This is a genomic window from Mesorhizobium sp. M0478 (genome assembly GCF_040321305.1).
Taxonomy (GTDB): Bacteria; Pseudomonadota; Alphaproteobacteria; order Rhizobiales; family Rhizobiaceae; genus Mesorhizobium.
The window spans coordinates 517494-544212 of the sequence record NZ_JAMYRH010000003.1 but is presented as its reverse complement, the minus strand read 5'-3'; the positions used below and the strand labels follow the sequence as shown (position 1 = coordinate 544212).

24 protein-coding genes are annotated in these 26719 nt (G+C 64.5%); 12 read left to right on the top strand and 12 right to left on the bottom strand.

The genetic code is table 11. The features are described 5' to 3' along the window. Positions 1-8: 8 nt before the first annotated feature. Positions 9-1682, bottom strand: a complete 1674-nt coding sequence (xseA, locus tag NKI64_RS10465) for an exodeoxyribonuclease VII large subunit (protein ID WP_023715633.1) — start codon at positions 1680-1682, stop codon at positions 9-11. A gap of 91 nt (positions 1683-1773) precedes the next feature. Between xseA and NKI64_RS10460 the strand changes: the two genes are divergently transcribed. Continuing rightward, on the top strand, positions 1774-3972 hold the full coding sequence (locus NKI64_RS10460; protein WP_023723354.1) for a bifunctional diguanylate cyclase/phosphodiesterase: 2199 nt from the start codon (positions 1774-1776) through the stop codon (positions 3970-3972). 6 nt (positions 3973-3978) lie between these two features. On the opposite strand, the gene NKI64_RS10455 is transcribed toward NKI64_RS10460, so the two are convergent. Further along, positions 3979-4935: a LysR substrate-binding domain-containing protein gene (locus NKI64_RS10455; protein ID WP_023695095.1), complete on the bottom strand. Its 957-nt coding sequence runs from the start codon at positions 4933-4935 to the stop codon at positions 3979-3981. Positions 4936-5113: 178 nt separating this feature from the next. Here NKI64_RS10455 and NKI64_RS10450 point away from each other — a divergent pair, with 178 nt between their 5' ends. Continuing rightward, positions 5114-5404, top strand: coding sequence for a DUF1127 domain-containing protein (locus NKI64_RS10450; protein ID WP_023670560.1), 291 nt, complete (start codon positions 5114-5116; stop codon positions 5402-5404). 233 nt (positions 5405-5637) lie between these two features. On the opposite strand, the gene NKI64_RS10445 is transcribed toward NKI64_RS10450, so the two are convergent. From NKI64_RS10445 to NKI64_RS10430, 4 genes are all read right to left on the bottom strand, one after another. Next, entirely contained in the window at positions 5638-6699 is a 1062-nt protein-coding gene (locus NKI64_RS10445) for a DUF937 domain-containing protein (protein ID WP_352543984.1), read from the bottom strand. Positions 6700-6789: 90 nt separating this feature from the next. After that, entirely contained in the window at positions 6790-8163 is a 1374-nt protein-coding gene (locus NKI64_RS10440; protein ID WP_023670558.1) for a glutamate--cysteine ligase, read from the bottom strand. Positions 8164-8277: 114 nt separating this feature from the next. Next, a complete protein-coding gene (locus NKI64_RS10435; RefSeq protein ID WP_023729093.1) occupies positions 8278-9012 on the bottom strand; it encodes a 16S rRNA (uracil(1498)-N(3))-methyltransferase in 735 nt (244 codons plus the stop codon). A gap of 31 nt (positions 9013-9043) precedes the next feature. Then, complete coding sequence (locus NKI64_RS10430) at positions 9044-9691, bottom strand: hypothetical protein (RefSeq protein ID WP_023686822.1); 648 nt, start codon at positions 9689-9691, stop codon at positions 9044-9046. An 86-nt stretch (positions 9692-9777) separates the two neighbouring features. Between NKI64_RS10430 and NKI64_RS10425 the strand changes: the two genes are divergently transcribed. Then, positions 9778-10476, top strand: a complete 699-nt coding sequence (locus NKI64_RS10425) for a type 1 glutamine amidotransferase (protein WP_023815108.1) — start codon at positions 9778-9780, stop codon at positions 10474-10476. A 371-nt stretch (positions 10477-10847) separates the two neighbouring features. Next, a complete protein-coding gene (locus NKI64_RS10420) occupies positions 10848-10988 on the top strand; it encodes a hypothetical protein (RefSeq protein ID WP_006206855.1) in 141 nt (46 codons plus the stop codon). Here NKI64_RS10420 and NKI64_RS10415 read toward each other — a convergent pair. The 3 genes from NKI64_RS10415 to NKI64_RS10405 are packed head-to-tail and all read right to left on the bottom strand — an operon-like array spanning position 10985 to position 13754. Then, complete coding sequence (locus NKI64_RS10415; RefSeq protein ID WP_352667834.1) at positions 10985-11752, bottom strand: metallophosphoesterase family protein; 768 nt, start codon at positions 11750-11752, stop codon at positions 10985-10987. The genes NKI64_RS10420 and NKI64_RS10415 overlap by 4 nt on opposite strands. A 55-nt stretch (positions 11753-11807) precedes the next feature. Then, on the bottom strand, positions 11808-12944 hold the full coding sequence (locus NKI64_RS10410; protein ID WP_023681836.1) for an alpha-hydroxy acid oxidase: 1137 nt from the start codon (positions 12942-12944) through the stop codon (positions 11808-11810). Between the two features lie 12 nt (positions 12945-12956). Then, complete coding sequence (locus tag NKI64_RS10405; RefSeq protein WP_023692349.1) at positions 12957-13754, bottom strand: FCD domain-containing protein; 798 nt, start codon at positions 13752-13754, stop codon at positions 12957-12959. A gap of 205 nt (positions 13755-13959) precedes the next feature. Here NKI64_RS10405 and NKI64_RS10400 point away from each other — a divergent pair, with 205 nt between their 5' ends. From NKI64_RS10400 to glcF, 4 genes are all read left to right on the top strand, one after another. Next, positions 13960-15282 (top strand): DUF3422 family protein, encoded by a 1323-nt coding sequence (locus tag NKI64_RS10400; protein ID WP_023727715.1) that lies wholly within the window; start codon positions 13960-13962, stop codon positions 15280-15282. A gap of 265 nt (positions 15283-15547) precedes the next feature. Beyond that, positions 15548-17044, top strand: a complete 1497-nt coding sequence (locus tag NKI64_RS10395) for an FAD-linked oxidase C-terminal domain-containing protein (protein ID WP_023686828.1) — start codon at positions 15548-15550, stop codon at positions 17042-17044. Positions 17045-17247: 203 nt separating this feature from the next. Further along, the gene (locus NKI64_RS10390) at positions 17248-18459 is read left to right on the top strand and encodes an FAD-binding protein (RefSeq protein ID WP_023735725.1); all 1212 of its coding nucleotides are present in this window, start codon (positions 17248-17250) and stop codon (positions 18457-18459) included. Positions 18460-18463: 4 nt separating this feature from the next. Continuing rightward, entirely contained in the window at positions 18464-19789 is a 1326-nt protein-coding gene (gene glcF, locus NKI64_RS10385; RefSeq protein ID WP_352667831.1) for a glycolate oxidase subunit GlcF, read from the top strand. Positions 19790-19793: 4 nt separating this feature from the next. On the opposite strand, the gene NKI64_RS10380 is transcribed toward glcF, so the two are convergent. Both NKI64_RS10380 and NKI64_RS10375 read right to left on the bottom strand, forming a co-directional pair. Beyond that, positions 19794-20714, bottom strand: coding sequence for a bifunctional 5,10-methylenetetrahydrofolate dehydrogenase/5,10-methenyltetrahydrofolate cyclohydrolase (locus NKI64_RS10380; protein ID WP_023670547.1), 921 nt, complete (start codon positions 20712-20714; stop codon positions 19794-19796). A 271-nt stretch (positions 20715-20985) separates the two neighbouring features. Beyond that, positions 20986-21732: a L,D-transpeptidase gene (locus NKI64_RS10375; protein ID WP_023750650.1), complete on the bottom strand. Its 747-nt coding sequence runs from the start codon at positions 21730-21732 to the stop codon at positions 20986-20988. Positions 21733-21941: 209 nt separating this feature from the next. On the opposite strand from NKI64_RS10375, the gene NKI64_RS10370 reads away from it, so the two are divergent. Then, positions 21942-22580 carry a DNA-3-methyladenine glycosylase I gene (locus NKI64_RS10370; protein ID WP_023750651.1) on the top strand — a complete coding sequence of 213 codons (639 nt, stop codon included), beginning with the start codon at positions 21942-21944 and terminating at the stop codon, positions 22578-22580. Positions 22581-22707: 127 nt separating this feature from the next. Here the strand turns inward: NKI64_RS10370 and NKI64_RS10365 are convergent, their stop codons facing one another. After that, entirely contained in the window at positions 22708-22950 is a 243-nt protein-coding gene (locus tag NKI64_RS10365; protein WP_352667828.1) for a hypothetical protein, read from the bottom strand. Between the two features lie 203 nt (positions 22951-23153). Between NKI64_RS10365 and hisS the strand changes: the two genes are divergently transcribed. From hisS to hisG, 3 genes are all read left to right on the top strand, one after another. After that, positions 23154-24659, top strand: coding sequence for a histidine--tRNA ligase (hisS, locus tag NKI64_RS10360; RefSeq protein WP_352667826.1), 1506 nt, complete (start codon positions 23154-23156; stop codon positions 24657-24659). Positions 24660-24831: 172 nt separating this feature from the next. After that, complete coding sequence (locus NKI64_RS10355; RefSeq protein ID WP_023704467.1) at positions 24832-25953, top strand: ATP phosphoribosyltransferase regulatory subunit; 1122 nt, start codon at positions 24832-24834, stop codon at positions 25951-25953. Then, positions 25950-26651, top strand: coding sequence for an ATP phosphoribosyltransferase (gene hisG / locus NKI64_RS10350; RefSeq protein ID WP_023701298.1), 702 nt, complete (start codon positions 25950-25952; stop codon positions 26649-26651). The genes NKI64_RS10355 and hisG overlap by 4 nt, the downstream gene beginning before the upstream one ends. The last annotated feature ends 68 nt before the right edge of the window (positions 26652-26719 follow it).

Genomic DNA, 26719 nt, shown 5'->3' with positions numbered 1-26719 from the left:
GCGGTCCTCTAAAAAAGCGAGCCCTGATTGCCCGGTTCTTTCGGTTTGCTGGCCGCCGGCTTTGCGGCGGGTTTGCTGGCGGGCGGCGTGGCCGCTGGTTTGGCAACGGCCTGCACCCGCTCGGCGTCGCCGGTCGCGACCGCATTTACGATGCCGTCGGCGAACTCCAGCTGCAGGCCAGCGCCCGGCGTCACATCAACTGCCAGTTTGATCACCGCGCCGTCGGCATCCTTGACCAGCGCGAAGCCGCGGGCCAGCACAGCCTTGTGCGACAGCGTTGCCATCAGCCTCTCGGATTGGACAATGCGGCCGCGCAGTCGCTCCAGCCTGAGCAGTACCGCTTGCGTGCCGCGTCTCGTCAAAGCTGTCAGCAGATCCCTCTGCACGGTTTGCCGCCGTGCCGTTGGCTCGATCGTAATGCGGCCTTGCAGCAAAGCCAGTTGCTGCCTGTGCCGTTGCAGGGATGCTTTTGCGCATTTTGGCAGTTGATCCGCTGCGCGATTGAGTTCCGCGCGCCGGGCTCTCGCCAATGCGCGCAGCGCCCCCTGGGCGCGCAAAAGGTTGCGGTCGTTGGTTCGTCGCGCCTCGGCAATCCGCCGCGACAGCGTTGCCGGAGTGAGCTTCACGGCGAAGAACCGAGCTCGCTTTCTTTCGGTGGAGACCATCAGCCCCCGGCTAAGCCGGCTGGCCGCCTCGTCCAGCCGCCGTCGCGGCAGCGCCAGCAACTGGTCGGGTGAGGGCAGTGCCCGGGCCGCCGCACGCGAGGCCTGCCGCTTGCGTTCGAAATTGCGCAAGGTGGCTGCTTTGAGACGTGCGCCAAGACTGGCTAGTGTCGCTTCGAGGTCCGCTTTCACCGGCACCGCGATCTCCGCCGCACCTGTCGGCGTCGGTGCGCGCATGTCGGCGACGAGGTCGATCAAGGTCCAGTCGGTCTCGTGCCCGACGGCCGAAATCACCGGAATGCGCGAGGCGGCGACGGCGCGCGCCAGCCCTTCATCGTTGAACCCCCAGAGGTCCTCGAGGCTGCCGCCGCCGCGCGCCACGATCAGAAGGTCGGGCTGGGCAATCGCGCCATCCCAGGCCAGCGCGTTGAAGCCGTTGACGGCGGCCGTCACTTCCGCCCCCGCCGTCTCGCCCTGGACTCTTACCGGCCAGACCAGCACATGCAGAGGAAAGCGGTCCTTGATGCGATGGATGATGTCACGGATCACCGATCCGGTCGGCGAGGTGACGACGCCGATGGTGCGCGGCATGAACGGCAGCCGCCGCTTGCGGCCGGCATCGAAAAGTCCTTCGGCCTGCAGTCGCCGCTTGCGCTCTTCCAAAAGCGCCATCAGCGCCCCGGCGCCGGCGGGTTCTAGATTGTCGATGACGATCTGGTAGTTGGATTTGCCGGGATAGGTGGTGAGTTTGCCGGTGGCGATCACCTCCATCCCCTCTTCGGGACGGAATTTCAGCCGGCTCATCGTGCCTTTCCAGACCACGGCATCGAGCCGCGCGCGGTCGTCCTTCAGGGTGAAATAGGCATGGCCGGAAGAGTGCGGCCCGCGATAGCCGGAAATTTCGCCGCGCACCCGCACATGGCCGAAGACATCCTCGACCGTGCGCTTCAGCGCGCCGGAAATCTCGCTCACCGTGTATTCGGTGGCATTGGTTCGTGATTCGGATTCTGCGTCGCTCATCGGCCGATTGAGCGGCTGTTGTCGCTCCGCGTCAAGATTCCATAACTTGATCTTAAGCCTGGCCTGATTGACTCTGGGCCAAGGAGGACGCATGAGCGCCCGCAAACAACGCAGCCCGTTGACGTTCCAGGTCACCCTGACGGTGCTGACGCTTGCCGTTTTTGCACTGGCCATCGTTGTCGGCTTCGGCCTTTACGCCACCATGCAGGCCGACCGGGTCTCGCTCGAGCGGGAGAAGGTTTTCCTTGCCAACGGCCTGCAGGACCAGATCGCCGCGGTAAAGCGCGAGCAGGAAAGCGTCGCCGTCTGGGATGATTCCGTTATAAACGCCAAGGCCGGCAACCAGACCTGGATGGCCGAGAATTTCAGCGTCTGGATGTACTCGTATTACGGCCACAACCGGGTCTATGTGCTGGACAACGCCAACCGGCCGGTCCACGCCATGCGCGAAGGCAAGGTCGTGTCGCCTGCCGTCTTTGGCGAGGACGAACCCGCTTTGCGGCCGACCATCGCCAGGTTGCGCCAGATGATGAGCAAGGACGCAAGCCAGGCCGGCGCAAAATTCGTTGCCGACGATCTGGTCTCGCTTGGCGGTCAGCCTGCCATACTCAGCGTCATGCCTCTGGTGCCGAGTTCGGATCGCGTCACCCAGGCATCCGGCAGCGAATATCTGCATGTCTCCATAGAGTTCATCAACGACGCGGTGATCGGCAAGATCGCGCAGAAATATCTGCTGGCGGGGGCGCATCTCCTGCCGATGGCTCAGCCGCTTGGCTCGGCTGCCATTCCGCTTATCGACAAACAGGGTGTCATCCTCGGCTATATTGCCTGGGACCAGGAACGGCCCGGCCTGACGCTGGTGGGCAAGGCCAGCCCGGCCCTGGCTCTGGCCGCGCTGGTTGCGGCGAGCGTGCTCGCCTTTCTGCTCCGGCGTCTGCGCCGTGCGTCATCGGCGCTGCAGACCAGCCAGGCCCAGGCGCAATATCTCGCCTTTCACGACACGCTCACCGGCCTGCCCAACCGGGCACTGTTCGAGGACAGGCTGCGGCGTGCCTTGCTTACCTCCGGCAATGAAAGCAAGGTCGCGCTGCTTTATCTCGATCTAGATCGCTTCAAGCATGTCAACGACACGCTTGGTCACCCGGCAGGCGACGAACTCGTGCGCCAGACGGCGGCCAGGCTTCAGCATACGGTTCGCGACGTCGACACGGTGGCAAGACTGGGTGGCGACGAATTCGCGGTGATCCTGATCGATGTCCGCGACGTAAGGAACGCCGAGGATATTTCCGAGAGGGTGCTGCAGAAACTGCAGGAGCCGTTCAAGCTGATGGACGATCAGGTCTTTATCAGCGCCAGCATCGGCATAGCCTTGTCGACAGGCCCTGATGCCGACGCAGACGATCTGCTGCGCAAGGCCGACATCGCGCTCTACGAAGCCAAGAAGAACGGCCGTGGCCGCTACCAGGTCTTCGCCGGCGACATGGACGACCTTTTGCTGCGCAAGCGCAAGGTCGAGAGCGAGCTGCGCAGCGCGCTGAATGGCGGCACCGGTATCAAGCTCGCCTACCAGCCGGTCTTTGCCAGCGACGGCAAGACCATTGTCGGCGCCGAGGCGCTGATCCGCTGGGCGCATGAGGTCCATGGCGCACTGCCGGCGGCGCAGTTCATCGCCATCGCCGAGGAACGCGGCATGATCGGGCAGCTCGGCGCATGGGCCCTGCTGGAAGCCTGCCGCTTCGCCGTGAAGACCAAACTGCCGTGGCTCGCCGTCAATGTCTCGCCGCTGCAATTGCGCGACGCCGGCTTTGCCGAAGAGGTTGCCTCGATCCTCGCCGAAACCGGACTGGCGCCGAAGCGCCTGCAGCTCGAAATCACCGAAAACGTTCTCCTGGAAAACAACGACACCACCAGAGCGGCTCTGGCAGCCTTGCGCCAGTCGGGCGTCGGCATTGTGCTCGACGATTTCGGCACCGGCTATTCGTCGCTGAGCTATCTGCGCCGCCATGCCATCGACAAGCTCAAGATCGACCGCTCCTTCGTGCGGCTTCTCGACGGCGACGGCAATTCGGGCGCCATCGTCAAGGCGCTGATCGATCTCGCCGGCGCGCTCAAGGTCGAGGTCACCGCCGAGGGCGTAGAGACCGAGGTGCAAAAGGCGCTGCTGGTCGCCATGGGCTGCCAGCAGCTGCAGGGCTACCTCTTGTCGCCGCCGCTGGAGCCGGCGCAATTGGTGGCGCTGCCCGGCCTGTCGTCGGCCAACGCAACGACGGAGGCGGCAGCGTCGGCCTGATCGTTCCTACCAGCCAGGCAGGATCTGGTTCGGCTTGCTCCGCTTCATCTTGGCGAAGGCGAGCGAGGCGAAATCGAAGCTTCCCGTTTCTTCGCCGAGCGGCACGGAAATATTGTCGAGGCTTTCCGAGATGTGTCGGGCCAGAGCGTCGACGATTTCGGGACGCGAGGTCTGGCCGCGCATGATGCCGATGCGGCAGTCGGGCAGGGCGCCAAAACCGTCGGCTTCGCCCAGCACTCGCATGCCGGGCCGCAGCGCGCATTCCGGCAGCACCGAGATCGCCAGCCCCGACAGCACCGCGGCGGTGATGACGGTGGCCGAGAAGCTGGTGAACAGGATTCGATAGTCGCGGTTTTGCCGGTCGAGCACATCGACGGCGGCGCGCCGCCAGATGCAGTTCGGCCGGCCGAAGGCCATCGGCAGCACTTCCTGTTCGTGCGTGGCATGGTTGGCCGAGGTCACCCATAGCAGCGGCTCGCGCCGCACCACTTCCGACTGGCCGCGCGTATCATTGTGCGTCACCAGCGCAAGATCGAGATTGCCGCGCTTGATATGCTCGACCAAGCCTGGCGTAGGCTCGCAGATGACGGTCAGTTCGACGCGCGGGTTTGACCGTGTGAAGCGTGCCATGATTTCGGGCAGGAACCGGTCGGCATAGTCGTCGGGGGTGCCGATGCGGATGGTGCCTTCGAGCCGCTGGTCATCGAAGGCGGCCAGCGTTTCGCGGTTGAGATAGAGCAGGCGGCGCGCGTAGGAGAGCAGCTTGTCGCCTTCCTCGGTCAGCCTGTTGGTGCGGCCGTCCTTTTCGAACAGCGGCTTGCCGATCCGCTCTTCCAGCCGGCGCATCTGCATCGACACCGCCGATTGTGTGCGCAGCACTTCCTCGGCCGCGCGGGTAAAGCTGCCGGTGTCGGCAATCGAGATGAAGGTCTGCAACTGGTCGAGATCGAGTGGCGCTTTCATCGGTCCAATCCATCACTAGCGTTGATGCTAAAGATTAGAAACATTCGTTGGATTAATCAATCGGTGCGTGGCAAATTCACATTGTCCACATGAAAGCATGTGAATCGAGACCGGAACGGCCGCTGTCCCCAGCGCCGATCGCCTGGTCTTGTCCAGTTCGAGTCTGAAGGAGACCGACATGACCACGTTTGATTTCGCCACCGAGACCTCGCGCATAACCTCGCGTCCGGCCGTTGCGACGCGCGTGGCCAACACCCTTCTCAATGCCTACCAGGCCTGGAAAAATCGCCGGGCCTTCTATCGCCTCGGCGAGATGTCGGACGCCGAACTCGCCGATATCGGCCTGACGCGCGCGGATCTCCATGTCGCCATCGATGTGCCGTTCGGCGCCGATCCGACCGTGAAGCTGCGTGCGATTGCGAGCGATCGTGCCGATACGATCGAAGATCTCGCCCGCCAGATAGCGTGATATCGGGCGCATTGTTTCGGTTGCCGTGAACCTTTCTCAGGCTCGCTGCGACCAACGAGTATAGCAGGCTCCCCACTCCCTGCCGGTTCCCCGCCGGCCAGCCTGCACACTGGCCCGGTCCTCCTCCAGGACCGGGCTTTTCTTTTAAAGCTCCGTCGTCATCGTGCGGTCTGCGCCGCGTCGCTTCGTTCCTTGCTCCGAAGCCGCGAAGGTCAGCGCCCAACTACCGCCAACTACCGCCGGTCCATGTCCCGCTTGAACTGGTCGAAGATCGTTTCCACGCCCTTCTGATAGTCGTCGCGCTGCTGGGCGCCGGTCTCGAACATCTTGCCGAAAATATCGTCGAACGGATTGCGTGGCCTGCCGCTCGGATTGGCCTGCGGTTGCGGCGCCTGGCGCTCCTGCGGTGCCTGTCGCGGCTGGGGTGCTTGCGGCTGCTGCGGCGCCGGCTGCCCACCGGGCAGGCCGAAGCCGCCATCACCGCCTTGCCGCATCATCTCTTCAAAAATCTTGCCCAGCGGGTTGTCGCCGTAAGGGCTCTGCGTCTGTTGCGGCTGTGTTGGCTGCTGCGGCCGGCCCTGCGGTTGCTGTGCCGCGCCACCGCCGAACATATCCTGCAGCACCTTGCCCAGCGGATTGTCGCCATAGGGGTTGGGCGCCTGTTGCGGCTGGCTTTGCGGCTGTTGGGCGCCGCCGCCGAACATGTCCTGCAGCACTTTGCCCAGCGGGTTCTCACCGTAAGGATTGGGTGCTGGCTGCGGCGCAGGCTGTGCCCCGCCGCCCGCCTGCCGCATCATCTGTTCGATGATCTCGCCGAGCGGATTGCTGCCACCGCCGAAGCCACCGGCGGCCTGCATCTGACCCCCGGTCAACTGGTTTGTCGTCTGCTTGAACAATCCGCCCATCACCATCGAAGCGATGGCCGGCAGCATCTGCTGCAGGATCTGCTGGCTGACGCCGGTCGCCTGCGCGGCCTGGCTGGCCACCGCGCGCGACAGCTCCTTCGAGCCGAACAGATGACCCAGAATGCCATTGCCCTCATTGACGCCTTGCGGTGAGAAAGCCCTGGTCGCGTCCTCGAAGTATTTGGCGTGCTGGCCGCTCGCCATCGCCGTCATGAAGGCGCCGAGCCCATAGGGATCGGCGGTGTTGCGTTGCAGCCCTTGCGAGAAGGCCGGCAGCAGAGCGGCGACAGCCGCCTGCGTCTGCTGCATGGAAAGCCCGTACTGCTGGGCAAGCGCCTGCATGCCGTTGCCGTTCTGCGCCTGCGCCAATATGTCGAACAAGGTAGGCATCGGTTTCTCCTCCCGGAAATCCTCCAGGGAGAACCTAGTTCGTTTCGATGTTCGATTGAAGCGGCTTTTGCCGCTGCTCAAGGCGCGACGCTAATACGCATATTCCATGAACACCGGCTCGATCGAGCCGCCCCAGCGCGTGTGGTAGGCCGACAGCATTTCCTCGGCACTGGTGGTACCGCGCGCCACGACTTCGTCCAGCGTGTTGAGGAACGAGGTCTCGTCATAGCCGTCGCGGTTCTTCCTGCCGCGATTTTTCAGCCCAAGGCGCGAAATGGTCATTACATCGCGGCCGATCTCACGCAGCGTCGTGTTGCGGAACGGCGCGGAAATGCCTTGTTCCGGCACCGCATTGCGCATCGCCAGCGTTTCTTCATAGGTCCAGCTCGAAGTCAGCGCCTCGGCGGCGTCGAGCGCGGCCTCGTCATAGAGCAGCCCGACCCAGAAGGCCGGCAGCGCGCAGATGCGGCGCCACGGCCCGCCATCGGCGCCGCGCATTTCGAGGAAGCGCTTCAGCCTGACGTCAGGGAACAGCGTTGACAGATGGTTCGCCCAGTCGCCCATGGTCGGCAGTCCGTCCGGTACTTCATTGCGGGCAACGCCGGCCATGAACTGGCGGAAGGTGATGTGCGTCATGTCGTGATAGTGGCCGTCGCGGATGACGAAATACATCGGCACGTCGAGCGCCCATTCGACATAGTCGGCAAAGCCGAACTCGGGCGAGAAGCAGAATTCGAGCAGGCCCGAGCGTTGGTTGTCGGTGTCGCGCCAGATGTCGCCGCGCCAGCTCTGCAGCCCGTTCGGCCGGCTGTCGGTGAAGGGCGAGTTGGCAAACAGCGCCGTCGACAGTGGCTGCAGCTTCAGCGACACCTGCATCTTGCGGCGCATGTCGGCTTCGCTTTCGAAGTCGAGGTTCACCTGGATGGTGCAGGTGCGATACATCATGTCGAGACCCTTGGTGCCGACCTTGGGCATGTAGCGGGTCATGATTTCGTAGCGCGATTTCGGCATTTTCGGCGTCTCGGCCAGCGACCATTTCGGGCTGCCGCCGAGGCCGAGAAAGCGGATGCCCATTGGCTCGGCGATCTCGCGTACCTGCGCCAGATGCGCATTGCCCTCGCGACAGGTCTGGTGGATCGTTTCCAGCGGCGCGCCCGACAGCTCGAACTGGCCGCCCGGCTCGAGCGAGATCGCGCCCTGGCCGGTCGGCTCGACCAGGCCGATGATGCGGCCGTCATCGATGATCGGGTCCCAGCCGAGCTTTTGCTGCATGCCTTCGAGGATGGCGCGGATGCCGCGCTCGCCGCCATAGGGCACCGGCGCGTTGCCGTCGACATAGAAGGGGAACTTCTCGTGCTCGGTCCCGATGCGCCACTTGTCGCGCGGCTTGTTGCCTTCGGCCAGATGCTCGACCAGTTCGTCGATGCCTTCGATTGGCCGGAAATCGGTTGTGTCGCGCGCCATGGGGCCCCCTCTGCGGCTCTCGGAGCCCGCCGGCGCTAAATGGACGAAATGTCAGCAGCCGATCAAGCGAAAAATCCTGAGCCACAGGTCAACAGGAATTGATCTTTACGCTTCTTACCAGTCTCCGACCGTCGCCTGCATCACCGCAAGCGCCGCTACAGCTGCTGTGTCAGCGCGCAGGATGCGCGGTCCGAGCGGGATGGCAGTGACGAAGGGGAGCGCCCGCAGCATCTTGCGTTCGTCGTCGGAAAAGCCGCCTTCCGGCCCGACCAGCAGCGCCAGCTTCCTCTCCGGCACCGCCTGCAATGCCGGCAGCGGGTTGTTGGTCGAGGCATCCTCGTCGCAGAAGATAAGCCGGCGTTCCTTGTCCCAGCCGGAGAGCAGGCGCTCGAATTTCTCGGCCTCGCGCACTTCCGGCACCGCCAGTATGCCGCATTGCTCGGCCGCCTCGACGACATTGGCGCGCAGCCGGTCGATGGAGGGTTTTGCCACTTGCGTGTGCTGGGTGATCACCGGCTGCAGGATGCCGGCGCCCATCTCGACCGCCTTCTGCACGAGATAGTCGAGCCGGCCCTGTTTCAGCGGCGCGAAGCAATAGATCAGGTCAGGCAGGGGCGGTTGCGGTCTTTGCGAGGCCAGCACCTTCAGCCGCACCGCCCTTTTCGACCTGGTGGCAATCGCCGCCGACCACTCGCCGTCGCGGCCGTTGAAGACCAGGATCTCGGCGCCTTCGCCGAGCCGCAGCACATGCGTGAGATAATGGCTCTGCTGCTGGCCGGCATCGAATTCGATGCCTGCCGCGAGGTCGTCCGGCACGAACAGCCGCTGCATCTTGTAATTGGCGCGCATCGCCGAGGAATGGGCGAGGCGGTGCCTGGCGTCAAGTCTCGGCGGAACGATGCCACACCGGTTCAAAACCGTGCCGCAGCACCGAAACGGTCGTGGCCGGTGTGAGCAGGCGCAGCGACCGGCCGGCAAGGCTGTCGAAGGCCGCCGCATCGCCATAGCCTGCGAACGACCAGGGCAGCGCGTTGCCGCCGCGCAGCGCATAGGCCGAGCCGCCATCCGCGATCATCGCTCCGTCCGGCAATTCGGCAAGCTCTCCCATGGTGACATCAGGTGGCTTGCCGCCGGAAGCCAGCCGCTCCTTGTGCAGGCGCTTGTCCACCATTGGCGCGCGCGGTTCGTTTACACCGAAGACTTTGCCGAAACGCCCGACAAAATCCGTGGCTCGCTCACGCCGGCAATAGAAACAGGGACGGTGCCCGGCGGCCAGCGCCGTCACCTCGTCGAGGAAGAACAACTCGGTCCAGCCGGCCCTGCCGCCCGGCCTGTTCCTGCCCATCGGCTCGCGCCGCGCATTGCGGAATTGGCAGACGCAGATGATCCAGGCCGGCAAGGCCCAACGCTTTTTCAGCAGCGTCTTGGTCTCAGGATCGTGGATGATGCCGCGATTGCCGGTGAACAGGCCGCGCTCGGATATGGCATGGATGGCGCCGAACGGATCGACCCGGTTCTGCAGTGGCATAGCTCTCTCCCGAATACGCATCTTGGCTGCAATACGGGCGACATGATATCGCTCGTCGCGTCATTTCATGTCAGCAGGGTTTTGCGATGCGGGTGCTGGTGGTCCAGAACTACGAAAACACCGGCCTTGGCCAGGTTGGTGCCGCGCTCGCCGAAGCCGGCGCCGATCTCGACCTGCGCCGGCCCTACAAGGGCGATGCGCTGCCGGACGACGCGACCGGACACGATGCCATGGTGATGCTTGGCGGCGGTCAGAATGCGCTGGCCGACGATGACTACCCGTATTTCCCGGCGCTGCTCGAACTGACCCGCGATTTCGCCGCCAAGGATCGCTCGGTTCTCGGTATCTGCCTGGGCAGCCAGTTGGTTGCCCGCACTTTCGGCGGTGAGAACCAGATCGGCGGCGCCTCGGAATTCGGCTGGCACAAGGTATCGCTGACGCCGGATGCCAGAACCGATCCGGTGCTTGGCGCACTTCCCCAGGATTTCCCCATCTTCGAATGGCACGACGACACTTTCGCGCTGCCGTCAAATGCGGTGCGGCTTGCCGGCAGCGAAATTGCTGAGAACCAGGCGTTCCGTATCGGCCGCGCCGTCTACGGCTTCCAGTTCCATTTCGAGGCCGACCGGCCGATGGTGAGGGACTGGAGCACGTCCTTCGCGCCGCTGATTGCCGATCGCCATCCCGACTGGCACGACCGCCTCGACAGCGAAATGGCTCTCAACGGCCCCCAGGCCGACGCCGCGGGCTTGGCCATTGCCCGCGCCTGGGTGGCGACGATCTGAGACTGGCCGCGCGCAGTCAGCAATTCCAGGAAAAGTGTGAAGCGGTTTTCCGTCCGGAATTGCGTCAGATAAAAAGATAGAGCGGTTCGCCGTAGCGGCGAACCGCTCTATCCGTTGCATAATTGGCACGCGGCGGGGAATCCGCCGGGGACAACCTCTTTCGTCCTTGGTTTGTGGCCGAACGCTATCCTACAAGGCGCGCGCTCTGCATCGGCAATGCAACCGCGATGAACCTTCTGTGTGATCCGCGCGACACACCGCCGATACAGAATCGACCTACAAGCGCGAAATCGTCGAAACTTTGAGACGAATTCTCGGTTTCAACCCATTGGTAACCGCCTCGTGCCCAGATGCAGGAAGCTCAACTAGAGATGACGTCCGTGAAAGCAGCGCTTCTGTCCTTTGTCATGCTGTCTGCCATCGTTTTGTGCGGTCTCGGCATTTATTCCGCCGATGCAGCCAACAACCATCAGGCCGTCGACGGCTACGGCGTCACCGCCGCGCTTCGCTAAAACGCTTTTCCCTGCACAGTCAGGATACGCTTGTCCGCGCCGTCCACGGCGAGCGCACTGAGCATGCCTGACTGCCAGGCGAGTGTGTCGACATTGACGCGGTTCGGCATCACCTCCGCCTCCGGCACCGGTGTGTGGCCGTGCACGATCACCTTGGGGTAAAGCCCTGGATGGTTGTGGAAGACGTCGCGTATCCAGACCAGATCCTGCGGGCTCTGGCTCGCCAGCGGCACGTCAGGCCTGACGCCAGCATGGCAGAAGAAGAAATCACCTGATATCAGTGACAATTGCAGCGACCGCAGGAAGTCGACATGGGCTTGCGGTACAGCATTGACCAGTGCCTGGTGTCCCCGCCGTAACGCCTCGGCCTTGCCGAACCAGCTTGCGTGTCCCGCTAAGTCGACACCATAGGATTGTGCCGTCTGCACGCCGCCATAACGGATGAACAGCCCTTCCGGGTCAGGCTCGTCGAGAAAGTCGAGGAAGCCGATATCGTGGTTGCCGGCGAGCATCAGATGCCGCGGATCGCGTTTCTGTGCCTCGATCAGGAAGTCTATGACGCCATTGGACTCTGGTCCGCGGTCGACATAGTCGCCGAGGTGGATGACGCGCCAATCGCTGGTCGGCTTGTATTCGAGTTCGCTCTCGATGCGGCGATGCATGGCGGCGAGCAGATCGAGCCGGCCATGCACGTCGCCGATCGCATAGAGGCGCATGCCATCGGGTGCGCGCGCGTCGAGGTAGTGGATGCCGGTCTCGGTCAAGGCGGCTTCGTCTCCGTGATCCAGCGAGGCTAGGGTCTAATCGGTGAACAAGACCCTAGCGCCGCAACTGGTCCTTGCCCATGTCGGTCACCAGCCGCTTGCCGCACAGTGCCAGCGTGATGTCCATCTCCTTGCGGATGATGTCCAGCGCCAGGGTCACGCCTTGCTTGCCCATGGCGCCCAATCCGTACAGGAACGGGCGGCCGATATAGGTGCCCTTGGCGCCGAGGCAAAGCGCCTTCAGCACGTCCTGGCCCGAGCGGATGCCGCCGTCCATATGCACCTCGATCCTGTCGCCGACGGCATCGGCGATCTCTTCCAGCGCCATGATTGACGACGATGCGCCGTCGAGCTGGCGCCCGCCATGGTTGGAAACGATGATGGCGTCGGCGCCGGTCTCGACCGCCATCAGCGCGTCCTCCTTGTCGAGAATGCCTTTCAGGATCAGCTTGCCGCCCCAACGTTCCTTGATCCAGGCGACATCCTTCCACGACAGATGCGGGTCGAACTGCTCCGTCGTCCACGATGCCAGCGAAGCGACGTCGCCGACGCCCTTGGCATGGCCGACAATGTTGCGGAAGGTGCGGCGCTTGGTGCCGGCAATGCCCATCAGCCAGCGTGGCCGCATGGCGATGTTGGCAATGTTGGCCAGCGTCATCTTGGGCGGCGCCGACAGCCCGTTGCGGACATCCTTGTGGCGCTGCCCCAAGATCTGCAGGTCGAGCGTCAACACCAGCGCCGAGCATTTTGCAGCCTTCGCCCTGTCGATCAGGTCGAGCACGAAATCCTTGTCGCGAAGCACGTAGAGCTGGAACCAGAACGGCTTCTTGGTCACCGACGCGACATCCTCGATCGAGCAGATGCTCATCGTCGACAGCGTGAACGGCACGCCGAATTCCTCTGCCGCCTGCGCGGCCAGCATCTCGCCATCGGCATGCTGCATGCCGGTCATTCCAGTTGGGGCAAGCGCCACCGGCATCGCCACTTTCTCGCCGATCATGGTCGATTCCAGCGAGCGGTTGCTCATGTCGACCAGTACGCGCTGACGGAATTTTATCTTCTGGAAGTCCTCTTCGTTGGCGCGGTAGGTGCTTTCGGTCCAGGCGCCGGAATCGGCATAGTCGAAGAACATCTTCGGCACCCGCCGGCGCGCCAGGTCCTTGAGATCGGCAATGGTGAGGATGTCGCTCATGGTGGTTCCTCGTTAGCCAGTCGTCTTGAAGCCGTCGTCGGCGTCGGAGCGCTGCTTAAGCCTGAGCCGCGACACGCGCTGCCAGTCGCCGCTGCGTTCGGCCTCGAGCATCGAGCGCTCGACATAGGAGATATGGTCCATCGCCGCTTGGCGGGCAGCTGAGGGATCGCCGGCCTTCACGGCTTTGTAGATCGCGCCGTGCTGGGCCAGCAGCGCCTCGCGCGCTCCGGGCACGCTGAACACCAGAAGCCGGTTCTGGAACACGCCTTCAGACAGCAGCCGGTAGCAGGAGCGCAGCGTGTGCAAGAGGATGATGTTGTGCGCGCATTCGCACACAGCATGGTGGAACTCGACGTCGATTTCCGCCTCGTCGTCGAAATCGCCGGTGCGGTGCGCCTCGTCCATGCGCGCCACGATGCGGTCGAGCAGCGCAATGTCGTCCGCTGTCGCGCGCCGCGCCGCATATTCGGCCGCAACACCTTCGATCTCGCGGCGGTATTCCAGATAGTCGGTCACCGCCTTGCGGTGCATCGAGATGAGGTCGGTCACCGGCTTGGTGAACAACTGGCCGATGACGTCGGCGACATGGGTGCCGCCGCCGGCCTTGGTGATCAGCAGCCCGCGCCCTTCCAGCGCCTTCAGCGCATCGCGCAGGATCGGCCGCGACACGTCGAACTGGCGCGCCAGCTCGCGCTCGCCCGGCAGCCGGTCGCCGGTGCGCAGCACGCCTTCAAGGATCAGGCTTTCGATCTGCTGCACCACCTCGTCGGCGGTGCGCGAATGCTCGATCCTGGAGAAAATATCGCTCAACGGGGGCCTGGGAAATTGAACCGGCGTCGCGCAAGATAAAGCCAGCGTCGCCAACTGGTCAAATTATTTATCCAATTTGCCCAATCGGGTCGGTCTGCGCGTCGCGCCGGCAGGACCTACGATGCTAGACTTTGGTGTTTACGCGCCTCATGGATTGCCTTTAGAGGACGCCATCACACGAAGGGTCGAGAACAGGGGGACCACCGTGTCGGACGAGACGTCCAACCTCGAATTCCAGCCGCGCGCCCAGGGCAGCGTGATGGGCTTTCCCGCGCATGAGGGACGGCCCGGCGCGATCGGCGAGGTCCATGCCCGGCCGCATCCGCTGATCGAGAAGCCGCGCGTGCTTGTGCAACTCGCCTTCATGACCGAGGGCGGCTCCAGCGTCGACATGGCCGTGCTCTCCGAACTGTCGCGGCGCCTCGGCATCGCGGCGCCCGACCGTCATGCCCGCCACCACGCCATGAAGTGGGGCAAGGGTACGCTGCGCTGGGAGCGGCATACGGAATTCTCGACCTATCTTTGGGAAGGGCCGCTTGCCGAAAGCGGCAGGGCGCAGGAGGATTCTCCTTTCGGCAACGGGTTCTCGCCGCCGGGAACGGTGATCTCAGGCATAAGGCTGGAGATCCGCAAATGGACGCCGGCAAGCGAGAAGCTGATTGCGGCCTTCGACCCGACGAGCCTCTGCTATTCGCTGGTCGAGCGCGGCAATGCGGCCATCGTCACCGATTTCCGCCAGGACGGCGACGGCCTGACCCGCATCCTGGTGCTTGATCGCGGCCTGACGCCGGCGCGGACCGGCGCGCTGTCGCAGCGGCTGATCGACGTCGAGACGTATCGCACGCTTGCCATGCTCGGCCTGCCGCTGGCGCTGACGCTGTCGGGCCGCGCCCGCCGCATTGAGGACCGGCTGGCGCAGACCACGCTGGAAATGAAGGTCGCTGAAACCCGCGACAGCCAGACGCTGCTCGCCGACCTGACCGAGCTTGCCGCTGAACTCGAGGCTGATGCCGCCTCCAGCCTCTATCGCTTCGGCGCCAGCCGCGCCTATGACGGCATCGTTGTCGAGCGGCTGGAAGCGCTGGACGAAGAAGCCGTGCCCGGCTACGACACTTGGGGCGGCTTCCTGCAGCGGCGGGTGGCACCCGCCATGCGCACCTGCCGTTCGGTCGAGGAGCGCCAGGCCAACCTGTCGCGCAAACTAACCCGCGCCACCACGCTGCTGCGCACCTGGGTCGATGTCGAGGTCGAGAAGCAGAACCGCGATCTGCTGGCGTCGATGAACAACCGTGCCCGGCTGCAACTGCGGCTGCAGCAGACGGTGGAAGGCCTGTCGGTGGCGGCAGTGTCCTACTATGTCGTCGGCCTGATCTCCTATCTCGCCAAGGGCGCCTCGATCTTCGGCCATGCCTTTGCACCGGAAGTCGTCACGGCCGTCGCGGTGCCGGTCGCCATCCTGCTGGTCTGGTGGGGCGTGCGGCGAGTCAGGCGGATGCACTCCGAGCCGGCGAAACATCCGGGGGAGTAGGAGCGCACTTTACCATCCCCCTTGTGGGGAGGGTCGATCCGCATAGCGGATCGGGGTGAGGGTGCTCGTAAAGAGCTTTCGTCGCGCGGACCCCCACCCCGCTCACTGCGTTCGCGACCCTCCCCACAAGGGGGAGGGTTAAGATCCATAGCGGCAGATTGCCGCTGCGGAAGGCTGGCAGTACGCTCTTTGCCCGACGCGGTGTTTGCAACATCCGGATGTAACTGGTAAAAGATTTTTACCAGCCAAGCGGAGGACGCCGCGAATGTCCGGCCTTGTCATGCCCAAGCCAGACGACGCCACGATGCGAAGGCGCGCAGAGATCGTCGCCGATATGCGCATCATCGTGCCGGGCGAGGGCGTCGTCGACGCCACCAACGAAATGCGCGCCTTCGAAAGCGACGGTCTCACCGCCTACCGGCAATTGCCGCTGGTCGTGGTGCTGCCGGAAACGGTGGCGCAGGTGTCGCGGGTGCTGAAATACTGTAACGACCGCAACATCCGTGTCGTGCCGCGCGGCTCCGGCACCTCGCTCTCCGGCGGCGCGTTGCCGCTCGAGGATGCCGTGCTGCTGGTCATGAGCCGCTTCAACCGCATCCTTGCCATCGACTATCCCGATCGCGTCGTCGTCGCTCAGCCCGGCGTCACCAATCTCGGCATCACCACCGCCGTCGAGCAGGAGGGCTTCTACTATGCGCCCGATCCATCCTCCCAGATCGCCTGCTCGATCGGCGGCAATGTCGCTGAAAATTCCGGCGGCGTGCACTGCCTGAAATACGGCCTGACCGCCAACAATGTGCTGGGCATTGAGATGGTGCTGATGAACGGCGAGGTGGTGCGGCTTGGCGGCAATCATCTGGACTCGGAAGGCTATGATCTCCTCGGCGTCATGACGGGGTCCGAAGGCCTGCTCGGCGTCGTCACCGAGGTCACCGTGCGCATCCTGAAAAAGCCAGAGACGGCCCGTGCTCTGCTGATCGGCTTTCCGACCAGCGAGCAGGGCGGCCAATGCGTCGCCGACATCATCGGCGCCGGCATTATCCCTGGCGGCATGGAGATGATGGACCGGCCGGCGATCCATGCCGCGGAAGATTTCGTCCACGCCGGCTATCCCCTTGATGTCGAGGCGCTGCTGATCGTCGAACTCGACGGGCCGGGCGTCGAGGTCGATCACCTGATCGGTCTCGTCGAAGCGATCGCCTACAGGAACGGCTCCACCACATGCCGCGTCTCGCAATCCGAACAGGAGCGGCTGAGCTTCTGGGCCGGTCGCAAGGCGGCCTTCCCGGCGGTCGGCCGCATCTCGCCCGACTATTACTGCATGGATGGCACCATCCCGCGCAAGGAATTGCCGGGTGTGCTCGCCGGCATGCGCGAACTGTCGGAGAAATACGGCCTCGGCGTCGCCAATGTCTTCCACGCCGGCGACGGCAATCTGCATCCGCTGATCCTCTATGACGCCAACGTGCCGGGCGAACTCGACAAGGCGGAAAGTTTTGGCGCCGACATCTTGCGGCTCTGCGTCAAGGTCGGCGGCGTCTTGACCGGCGAGCACGGCGTCGGCGTCGAGAAGCGCGATTTGATGCCGGAGATGTTCAACCAGATCGACCTCGACCAACAAATGCGCGTCAAATGCGCCTTCGATCCCAACCATCTGCTCAACCCGGGAAAAGTGTTCCCGCAACTGCGCCGCTGCGCGGAGCTTGGACGCATGCATGTGCATCGCGGGCAGGTCGCGTTTCCGGATATTCCGAGGTTTTGAGTGGCTAAGTTGGCGCGTGAACACCCCCCTCTGTCCTGCCGGACATCTCCCCCTCAAGGGGAGAGATTGGCAGCTTGCGCGCCTTACCCCTCCTTCAAGGTCGGAGATTGGCGAAATCGGACGCGACTTCCGATCTCCCCCCTTGAGGGGGAGATGTCCGGCAGGACAGAGGGGGGCGCGAAGGAACTCGACCCATCTTCGCCATGACGACCTTCACTCCCACCACATCGGCCGAGACCCTCTCCATCGTCCAATGGGCGGCCGCGGAAGAGTCACCTTTGGAAATCATCGGCCACGGCTCCAAGCGCCGCATCGGCCGGCCACAGCAGAGCGAACACACGCTCGATCTCTCAAAACTCACCGGCGTCACGCTCTACGAGCCGGCCGAACTGGTGCTGTCGGCGAAGGCCGGCACACCGCTTTCCGATATAGAAAGCCTGCTCGCCGAAAACGGCCAGCAACTTGCTTTCGAGCCGATGGACTACGGCCCATTGTTCGGCGGCATCAAGGGAAGAGGCACGATCGGCGGTGTGCTTGCCGCGAACCTGTCCGGCCCGCGCCGGCTGAAGGCGGGCGCCGCGCGCGACCACATCCTCGGCATCAACGCCGTTGCCGGCCGCGGCGAAGCTTTCAAGTCCGGCGGCCGCGTCGTCAAGAATGTCACCGGCTACGACCTGTCGAAGCTGATGGCCAACAGCTGGGGGACGCTGGCCGTGTTCACCGACGTCACCTTCAAGGTGTTGCCGGCGGCCGAGACCGAGGTCACGCTTGCCGTGCGTGGCCTGCTCGACGATGCGGCGGCCGCCGCCATGGCGCTGGCGCTCGGCTCCAGCGCCGAAGTGTCGAGCGCCGCGCATCTGCCGGAGCGGATCGCCGCGCGTGTCGCCGACGGCGCGCTCGGCACTGACGCCGCGACGCTGCTGCGCGTCGAAGGGTTCGGCCCTTCGGTCGCCTATCGCATCGAGGCACTGAAAACCCTGCTGAAAAATGCCGGCCCGTTGCAGGACATTGCCGGCGAGGCCTCGCATGCCCTTTGGCGTGATATCAGGGATTGCGCTCCCTTCGCCGACGGCAGTGAAAAGCCGGTCTGGCGCGTTTCGATGGCGCCGTCCCAGGCCCACCAGATGGTACTGACGCTGCGCATGCAGATCGGCGTCAGCGCCTTTTACGACTGGCAGGGTGGGCTGGTCTGGCTGCGCATGGAGGAGGGCGATCCCGAGGCCGCCCTGCTGCGCGGGCTGATCAGAAAACATGGCGGCGGCCACGCGACGCTGGTGCGCGCCGCGCCCGCGCATCGCGCCGCCGTGCCGGTGTTCGAGCCACAGGCGCCGCATCTGGCCGCCCTGTCGGCTAGGCTCAAGGCCGAGTTCGATCCCAAGGCCATCCTCAATCCCGGCCGCATGGCCCAGGGCTAACGCGATGCAGACCAATTTCTCCCTTGCCCAGCTCGCTGATCGGCATGTCGCGGAATCGGAGAAGATCCTGCGCAAATGCGTGCATTGCGGCTTCTGCACCGCCACTTGCCCGACCTATGTGACGCTCGGCAACGAACTCGATTCGCCGCGCGGGCGCATTTATCTCATCAAGGACATGCTGGAGAATGGCCGCCCGGCCGACAAGCAGATCGTCACCCATATCGACCGCTGCCTGTCCTGCCTGGCCTGCATGACCACCTGCCCGTCGGGCGTCAATTACATGCATCTGGTCGACCATGCCCGCGCCCATATCGAGGAAACTTACAAGCGGCCGCTGCTCGACCGGCTCACCCGCGCCATGCTGGCCTTCGTGCTGCCCTATCCCGCGCGCTTTCGCGCCGCGCTGAAATTGGCGAGACTGGGCAAGCCATTCATCGGCCTGTTCGAAAGGCTGCCGGCCCTGAGGCCGCTGGGCGCGATGCTGAAGCTGGCACCGGCCTCGATCCCGACGGTCTCGCCAATGGCCTCTTCCGGCATTCATGCCGGGCAGGGGACGAAGAGAGGCCGCGTCGCCATCCTCACCGGCTGCGCCCAATCGGTACTCGACCCCGCCATCAACGAGACGACGATTGCATTGCTGACCAGGCTTGGCGTCGAGGTCGTGGTGCCGCAGGGCGAAGCCTGCTGTGGCGCGCTGGTCCATCATATGGGCCGCGAGGCAGCAGCCCTTGCCTCGGCCCGGCAGAATGTCGATGCGTGGGCGCGTGCCATCGACCAGGGCGGGCTCGATGCCATCGTCATCACCGCGTCCGGCTGCGGCACAACGATCAAGGACTACGGCTTCATGCTGCGCCTCGATCCGGCCTATGCCGACAAGGCCGCGCGGGTCTCGGCGCTGGCCAGGGACATTACCGAATATCTCGCAAGCCTCGACCTGCCCGAGCCGGTGCGCAAACCCGGCACCGTCGTCGCCTATCACTCCGCCTGCTCGATGCAGCACGGTCAGAAGATCATCCGCCAGCCGAAGGAATTGCTGTCCAAGGCGGGCTTCGTCGTGCGCGAACCGCGCGAGGGGCATCTGTGCTGCGGCTCCGCCGGCACCTACAACATCCTGCAGCCGGAGATTTCCGCAAGGTTGCGTGACCGCAAGGTGAAGAACATCGAGGCGACCGACGCCGAAATCGTCGCCACAGGCAATATCGGCTGCATCACCCAGATCGCTTCGGCTGCAAAGCTGCCGGTGGTGCACACGATCAAGCTGCTCGACTGGGCCTATGGTGGTCCGAAGCCGGAGGGCGTCTCCGAAGGAAACCTGGTCGCCGCCGAGTAAGCAGCTATTCCGCTGCCAGCCGGTCCACCACGCCATACGTCGCCTGGTAGCGCGCGCGCTGGCGGCTGAGCGCGACCATTGTGTTGCGCAAGAGGATCGCCACAGTGATCGGGCCGACGCCGCCCGGCACCGGCGTGATCCAGGACGCGACTTCCTTCACGCTCTCGGTGTCGACGTCGCCGACGATGCGGCTCGTGCCGTCCGGGCCGATCTCGGAATTGATGCCGATGTCGATGACGGCCGCACCGGGCTTTACCATGTCGGCCTTGATCAGCCGCGGCTTGCCGACGGCGACGAACAGCGCATCGGCGCGGCGCGCATGTGCCGCCACCGAGCGCGTCATGTGATGGCACACCGTCACCGTTGCGCCTTCGCTCATCAGCAGGAAGGCAATCGGCTTGCCGACGATCTCGGAATGGCCGACGACGACGACTTCGAGCCCCTTGAGGTCGAGGCCGGTTTCCTTGAGCAGCTCGACCGAGGCCGCAGCCGTGCAAGGCGCGAGGTCGAGCTGATTGTAGACGATATTGCCGATCGACGCCGGATGCATGCCCTCGACGTCCTTCAGTGGATGCACCGCCGCTTGCAGCGTCTTGATCGGGATATGCGCCGGCACCGGCCGCTGGATGATGATGCCGGTGACACGCGGGTCGGCGTTCAGGCCGTGGATCGCCGCCTCGAGTTCGCCGGCGCTGATGTCGGCGGGGAACCGCCGCTCCTCGAAACCGATGCCGGCAAGCGCGGCCTTGGCGCGCTGGTTGCGCACATAGACATCGACGGCAGCGGTATCGCCGACGGTGATCGACACCAGCTTGGGCGGAAAACCTTCGGCGGTGGCGATGGCGGCATCCTCGCGCACGGATGCCATGATGCGCTGGGCGACCGGGCCGCCCCGGAGATAGCGGCTATCGTCTGGCGGAGACATGGCTGAACCTTTGCAGCGAGTTTGGCGCAGGGGAGTTTGGCCGTCCCTATAGCAGGGGAAATGCGGCAAGGCAGCGTGAAAGCGAACCGTCATCCCCCTGGCGCGACGTTCTGGCGCAGCCTGGCTCAGCTATAGCCGCAAAGAGAAAGGGCAGCGCGGCTTCCCGGGCTGCCCTTTCCTGACTGGCCGCATCCCCACACGGCCCGTCCCCCGTAAACTCTTCCCGATCCCTGAAGGTCTAGCCTTCTGAACCAGATGATTCGGTAGCCGACTATATCACGACCACGGTCGTTCCAACATTGACCCTCTCGTAAAGGTCAACCACGTCCTCGTTGCGCATGCGGATACAGCCGGAAGATACCGAGCCGCCGATGGTCCATGGCTGGTTGGTGCCGTGGATGCGGTATTCCGTCGTGCCGAGATAGAGCGCGCGGGCGCCTAGCGGATTCTCTTCGCCACCGGCCAGATAGGTCGGGAGGTAGCGGCCCTTGGCAGCCTCGCGCTTGATCATCTCCGCTGGCGGGCGCCAGTCCGGCCAGACGCGCTTGTTGGTGATCTTGTGCGTGCCAGACCATTCGAACCCAGGCTTGCCGGTGCCGACGCCATAGCGCCGCGCCTTGCCGTTCTTCTCGACCAGGAACAGGAAGTTCTGCGTCGTATCGATGACGATCGTGCCCGGCTTCTGCGGGCCGTCATAGGCGACTTCCTGCGGCAGATAGAGCGGATTGATCTGCGGCCGCATCACCACGCGCTTGGCCGGCGCCTGCACGGAAGCAGTGCGCACCCGATCGGGTCGCGCTGGCTGCGCATAGCGAAGGCGTGGCTGCTGCTGCACGAACTGGCGGCTCTGCCGCACGATGCCGGGCGCGCGGCCAAGCTGCAGCACCCAGGGCGCGGAAAGGTCGGGGCTCACCATCACCGGCGGCCTGTCGGCATAGCGGTCGTTGGCGGCAGACGAGGTGACGCCGGCGGCCAGAATGGCCACGGCGCCGAGCACGGAACGCAAAAAGATCTTCATCGGAACGCACCTTGATCGTCGAACGGACGGAGGCGGAACTTGCCCCCGGTTGCGCGATCCTTGGCGCGAAGCGGCAACCGAAACATGAATCGGAATGCGTAAAATGCCGCTTTGTCAGTAAACCTTTTGGTGTGGTTACCGCCGGGTTCAGGAATCTGGTAAAGCCGCGGTAAATGCAGCGCAAAAGCGCGTTAACGGATGGATTGGCCATGGCGCAAGACAACACCGGACTGCTTACCGGCTCCGACGGGATCACGCGCTGCTTCTGGCACGGCAATCTGCCGGACTATCTGCACTACCACGACCATGAATGGGGCCGGCCGGTCGCCGACGACCGCAGGCTGTTCGAAAAGATCTGCCTCGAAGGCTTTCAGTCCGGCCTGTCCTGGCTGACCATTCTGCGCAAGCGCGAGAATTTCCGCGAGGCCTTCGCCGGTTTCGACTTCGACAAGGTCGCTGCCTTCACCGACGAGGATGTCGAGCGCCTGGTCGCCAATGTCGGCATCATCCGCCACCGCGGCAAGATCGTCTCGACCATCAACAACGCCAAACGCGCGCGCGAAATGGTGGATGAATTCGGCTCGCTGGCCGCCTGGTTCTGGAAGTTCGAGCCGGGGCCGGAGGAGCGGCCGGAGATCGTCGACCTCGCCCACCTGAGGGCCAACCCGACGACAGCGGTCTCGATCAGGATTTCGAAGGAGTTGAAAAAGCGCGGCTGGAGCTTTGTCGGACCGACGACGGTCTATGCCTTCATGCAAGCGATGGGTCTGGTCAACGACCATATCGAGGGGTGTGTTTGCCGGGAGCAGGTGGAGAAGGAACGCAAGGCCTTTAAGAGGCCGAAGTAGGGCGCTGTCCCCCTACCTCCCCCTTGTGGGGAGGTCGCGCCGAAGGCGCGGGTGGGGGTATCTTGGCGCCGCACCCCCACCCCGACGCTACGCGTCGACCCTCCCCACAAGGGGGAGGGTAAGGAACTCACGTCCCGCTGGCGCCCGTCAGAAAAAGCCCGGCGACAATCGCCGCCAGTGCCGCAAAGGCCGGATAAATCACCAGCAATCCAGTCATCAGCGCCTCGCGCATGGTGGAACGCTTGCGCTCGTCGGCAGTGACCTCAAACGGACCGGGGCTCGCCGTCACCTGCGCACGGCTCTCGGCCGGCCGCAGCCGGACTTCATGCAAGCCGTCGTCTCTGATATTGAATTTGCGTGCCGCAGTCATGGCCCCAACCCTTTGTTTCGGCGCGCTTATCGGCTCTGATTGTGTCGGCACGATGCCGCGCCGATGGCGGAATTGTTTCCTTTTGGTGCGTTTTGTTTCGAAGGAGAAGGAAAGAGCGCAAACCCTTGCCGCACCAAGCCGCTTCGGTTAGGACACGCCGACTCCAAATAAGTCATCGATTACTTAGCGAAAAGACCCATCCCATGGCCGACAAATCGGAAAAGACGAAAGCACGGCTGCCGCGCGGCTTTGCCGACCGCAGTGCGGACGACATCCGTGCCGTCGAGAAGATGATGGCCACGATCCGTTCGGTCTATGAGCTCTACGGTTTCGAGCCGGCCGACCAGCCGCTGATCGAGTACACCGATGCGCTCGGCAAATTCCTGCCCGACCAGGACCGGCCGAACGAAGGCGTTTTCTCGTTCCAGGACGATGATGAGCAGTGGCTGTCGCTGCGCTATGATTTGACTGCGCCGACGGCGCGTTTCGTCGCCGAGAATTTTGAGAAGCTGCCGAAACCCTATCGCAGCTACCGCTCCGGCTGGGTGTTCCGCAACGAAAAGCCCGGCCCGGGCCGCTTCCGCCAGTTCATGCAGTTCGACGCCGACACGATCGGTACGCCGGGCGTCGCAGCCGACGCCGAGATGGCCATGATGATGGCCGACGTGATGGAAGCGCTTGGCATCAAGCGTGGCGACTACGTCATCCGGGTCAACAACCGCAAGGTGCTGGATGGCGTGCTGGAGGCGATCGGCCTTGGCGGTGACAACAATGCCGGCCGCCGGCTGACCGTGCTGCGCGCCATCGACAAGCTGGACAAGCTCGGGCCGGAAGGCGTGAAGCTTCTGCTTGGGCCGGGCCGATGGGATGGCGGCAAGGAAGGCGAGGGCGACTTCGCCAAGGGCGCTGGTTTGGACGACGGGCAAGCTGAAGCAGTCCTCCTCGCCACGGCAAGGAACGCACAGGTCGACCAGGTTTCCATAGTGAGCTCGAACCCGACTTACCAAGAAGGCGTCGGCGAGCTCGCGACGATTGAAGCCCTGGTCAGGGCGGCCGGATATGGCGAAGATCGCATCGCCATGGACCGCTCCGTCGTGCGCGGCCTCGAATACTACACCGGCCCGGTCTTCGAAGCCGAATTGCTCGCCGAAATCCCCAACGAAGACGGCCAGATCGTGCGCTTCGGTTCGGTCGGTGGTGGCGGCCGCTATGACGGGCTGGTCTCGCGCTTCCGTGGCGAGCCGGTGCCGGCGACCGGCTTTTCGATCGGCGTCTCCCGCCTGATGACGGCGCTGAAGAACCTCGGCGAGCTGGACACCACCGATGTCATCGCGCCGGTCGTCGTGCTGGTGATGGACAAGGATACGGAAAGCCTCGGTCGCTACCAGAAGATGGTGGCCGATCTGCGCGCGGCCGGCATCCGCTCCGAAATGTATCTCGGCGGCGCCGGCATGAAGGCGCAGCTGAAATACGCCGACCGCCGCGGTAGCCCGGTCGCGATCATCCAGGGCGGCGATGAGCGCGCCAAGGGCGAGTTGCAGATCAAGGATCTGATCGAAGGCGCGCGCATGTCCGCTGAAATCGCCGACAACGCTGAATGGCGGGCTGCCCGCCCGGCGCAGGTGACGGTGGCGGAGGGAGAGCTGGTCGCCGAGGTGAGGAAGATTTTGGCGGTGCAGGCCGCTGACCGTGCGAAGGGTGGCGCTTGAACGCCCCCCTCTGGCCTGCCGGCCATCTCCCCCTCAAGGGGGGAGATTGGATGTCGCGCATGGTTTCGCCAATCTCCGGCGTTGAAGAAGAGGCGCTGCGCTCCGAGCTGCCAATCTCCCCCCTTGAGGGGGAGATGGCCGGCAGGCCAGAGGGGGGTGCCTCGCGCCACGCATGACCTCCCGCTATCCCGCCATCGCATCCGAAATCACCAAGCTCTTCGCCACCCGCAACACCCATGCGGTTGAGGTCGCGGTGCTGCAGCCGGCCGACCCATTCCTCGATATGGCCGGCGAGGATCTGCGCCGCCGCATCTTTCTCACCGAAAGCGAGACCGGCAAGACGCTGTGTCTGCGGCCCGAATTCACCATCCCCGTCTGCCTCGACCACATCGCCTCGCAGGCCGGCACGCCGCGCCGCTATTCCTATCTCGGCGAAGTGTTCCGCCAGCGCCGCGAGGGCGGCAACGAGTTCTTTCAGGCCGGCATCGAGGATCTCGGCGACCGCGATACAGCCGAGGCCGATGCGCGTTCGCTGGCCGATGCGCACGCGCTGCTGCAGCTGGTGCTGCCGGCGCAACCTCTTGCGATCACGCTCGGCGACCAGACCATCTTCGAGGCGGTGCTGGCAGCACTCGGCTTGCCGCGCGGCTGGCGCATGCGGCTTGCGCGCGCCTTCGGCTCGGCGCCGATGCTGCAGGCAGCACTCGCCGATCTCGCCAACCCGCCGCGCAACGGTCAGCTTGACGGCGATGTCGCGGCCCTTGTGCTCGATGGCGATCTCGAAGCGCTTTCCGCCCACATCGCCGGCGGCATGGAAGGGGCCGGCCTGTCGGGCTCCGGCGGGCGCGCGCCGGCGGACATTGCCCGGCGGCTGATCGAAAAGGCCGAACTGCGCAGCGTGCGGTTGTCGAACGAAGCGTTTGCGGCGCTCAGGGATTTTCTCGCCATCGACGTGCCGCTCGACGGCGCGAGTGCTGCGCTCGAAAGTTTTGCGGCCTCTGCCGGGCTTTCGCTGGGCGCGGCGCTGGAAAAATTCGCCGCCCGCGCCAAAGCCATCGAGGCACATGGCCTGCCTGCAAAGACGATCCGCTACGACGCTGCCTTCGGCCGTCCGCTGGATTACTACACCGGCATCGTCTTCGAGATCGCAGCACTTGGTGGCGAGCGGCCGCTGGCCGGCGGCGGTCGCTACGACCGGCTGCTGACCCTGCTCGGCGCCAAGACGCCGATCCCCGGCGTCGGCTTCTCCGTCTGGCTCGACCGCATCGAAGCGCTGCGGGGAGAGCCGCAATGATCACGCTGGCGATCCCATCGAAAGGCCGGCTCAAGGAGCAGGCCTTGGAGGTACTGGCCAGGGCCGGGCTTGCCGTCAGCCTGCCCGGCGATGAGCGCCAGTACCGCGCCCGCATCGACGGCACTGAGGGCATCGAGGTGGCGTTCCTGTCGGCGTCCGAAATCGCCGGCGAGATTGGGCAAGGTTCGGTCGACCTCGGCATTACCGGCGAGGATCTGCTGCGCGAAAACCTCGCCGACTGGGAAGCGCGCGCCGAAATCGTCGCTCGCCTCGGCTTCGGCCATGCCGATGTCGTGGTCGCGGTGCCCGGCATCTGGCTCGACGTCGATACCATGGCCGATCTCGACGATGTCGCCGCCGATTTCCGCCAGCGCCACGGCAGGCGGCTGAGGATCGCAACCAAATACTGGCGGCTGACGCAACAATTCTTCTCGCAAAAGCACGGCATCCAGGTTTACCGCATCGTCGAAAGCCTCGGCGCTACCGAAGGCGCGCCGGCGGCAGGCCTTGCCGATGTCATCGTCGACATCACCACCACCGGCTCGACCCTACGCGCCAACCATCTCAAGGTGCTGGCCGATGGGGTTGTGCTGAAGTCGCAGGCCTGCCTCGTGGCTGCCAGGAAAGATCGTGCTGCTGCGGATGAGGCGCTAGTGCGGGAAATAGCCGCGAAGATGAGCGCGCTCCCTCCCCCTTGAGGGGAGGGTGGACAGCCGCCAAAGGCGGATGGACGGGTGGGGTCGCTCCGGCAGTGCTCGACGCGAGA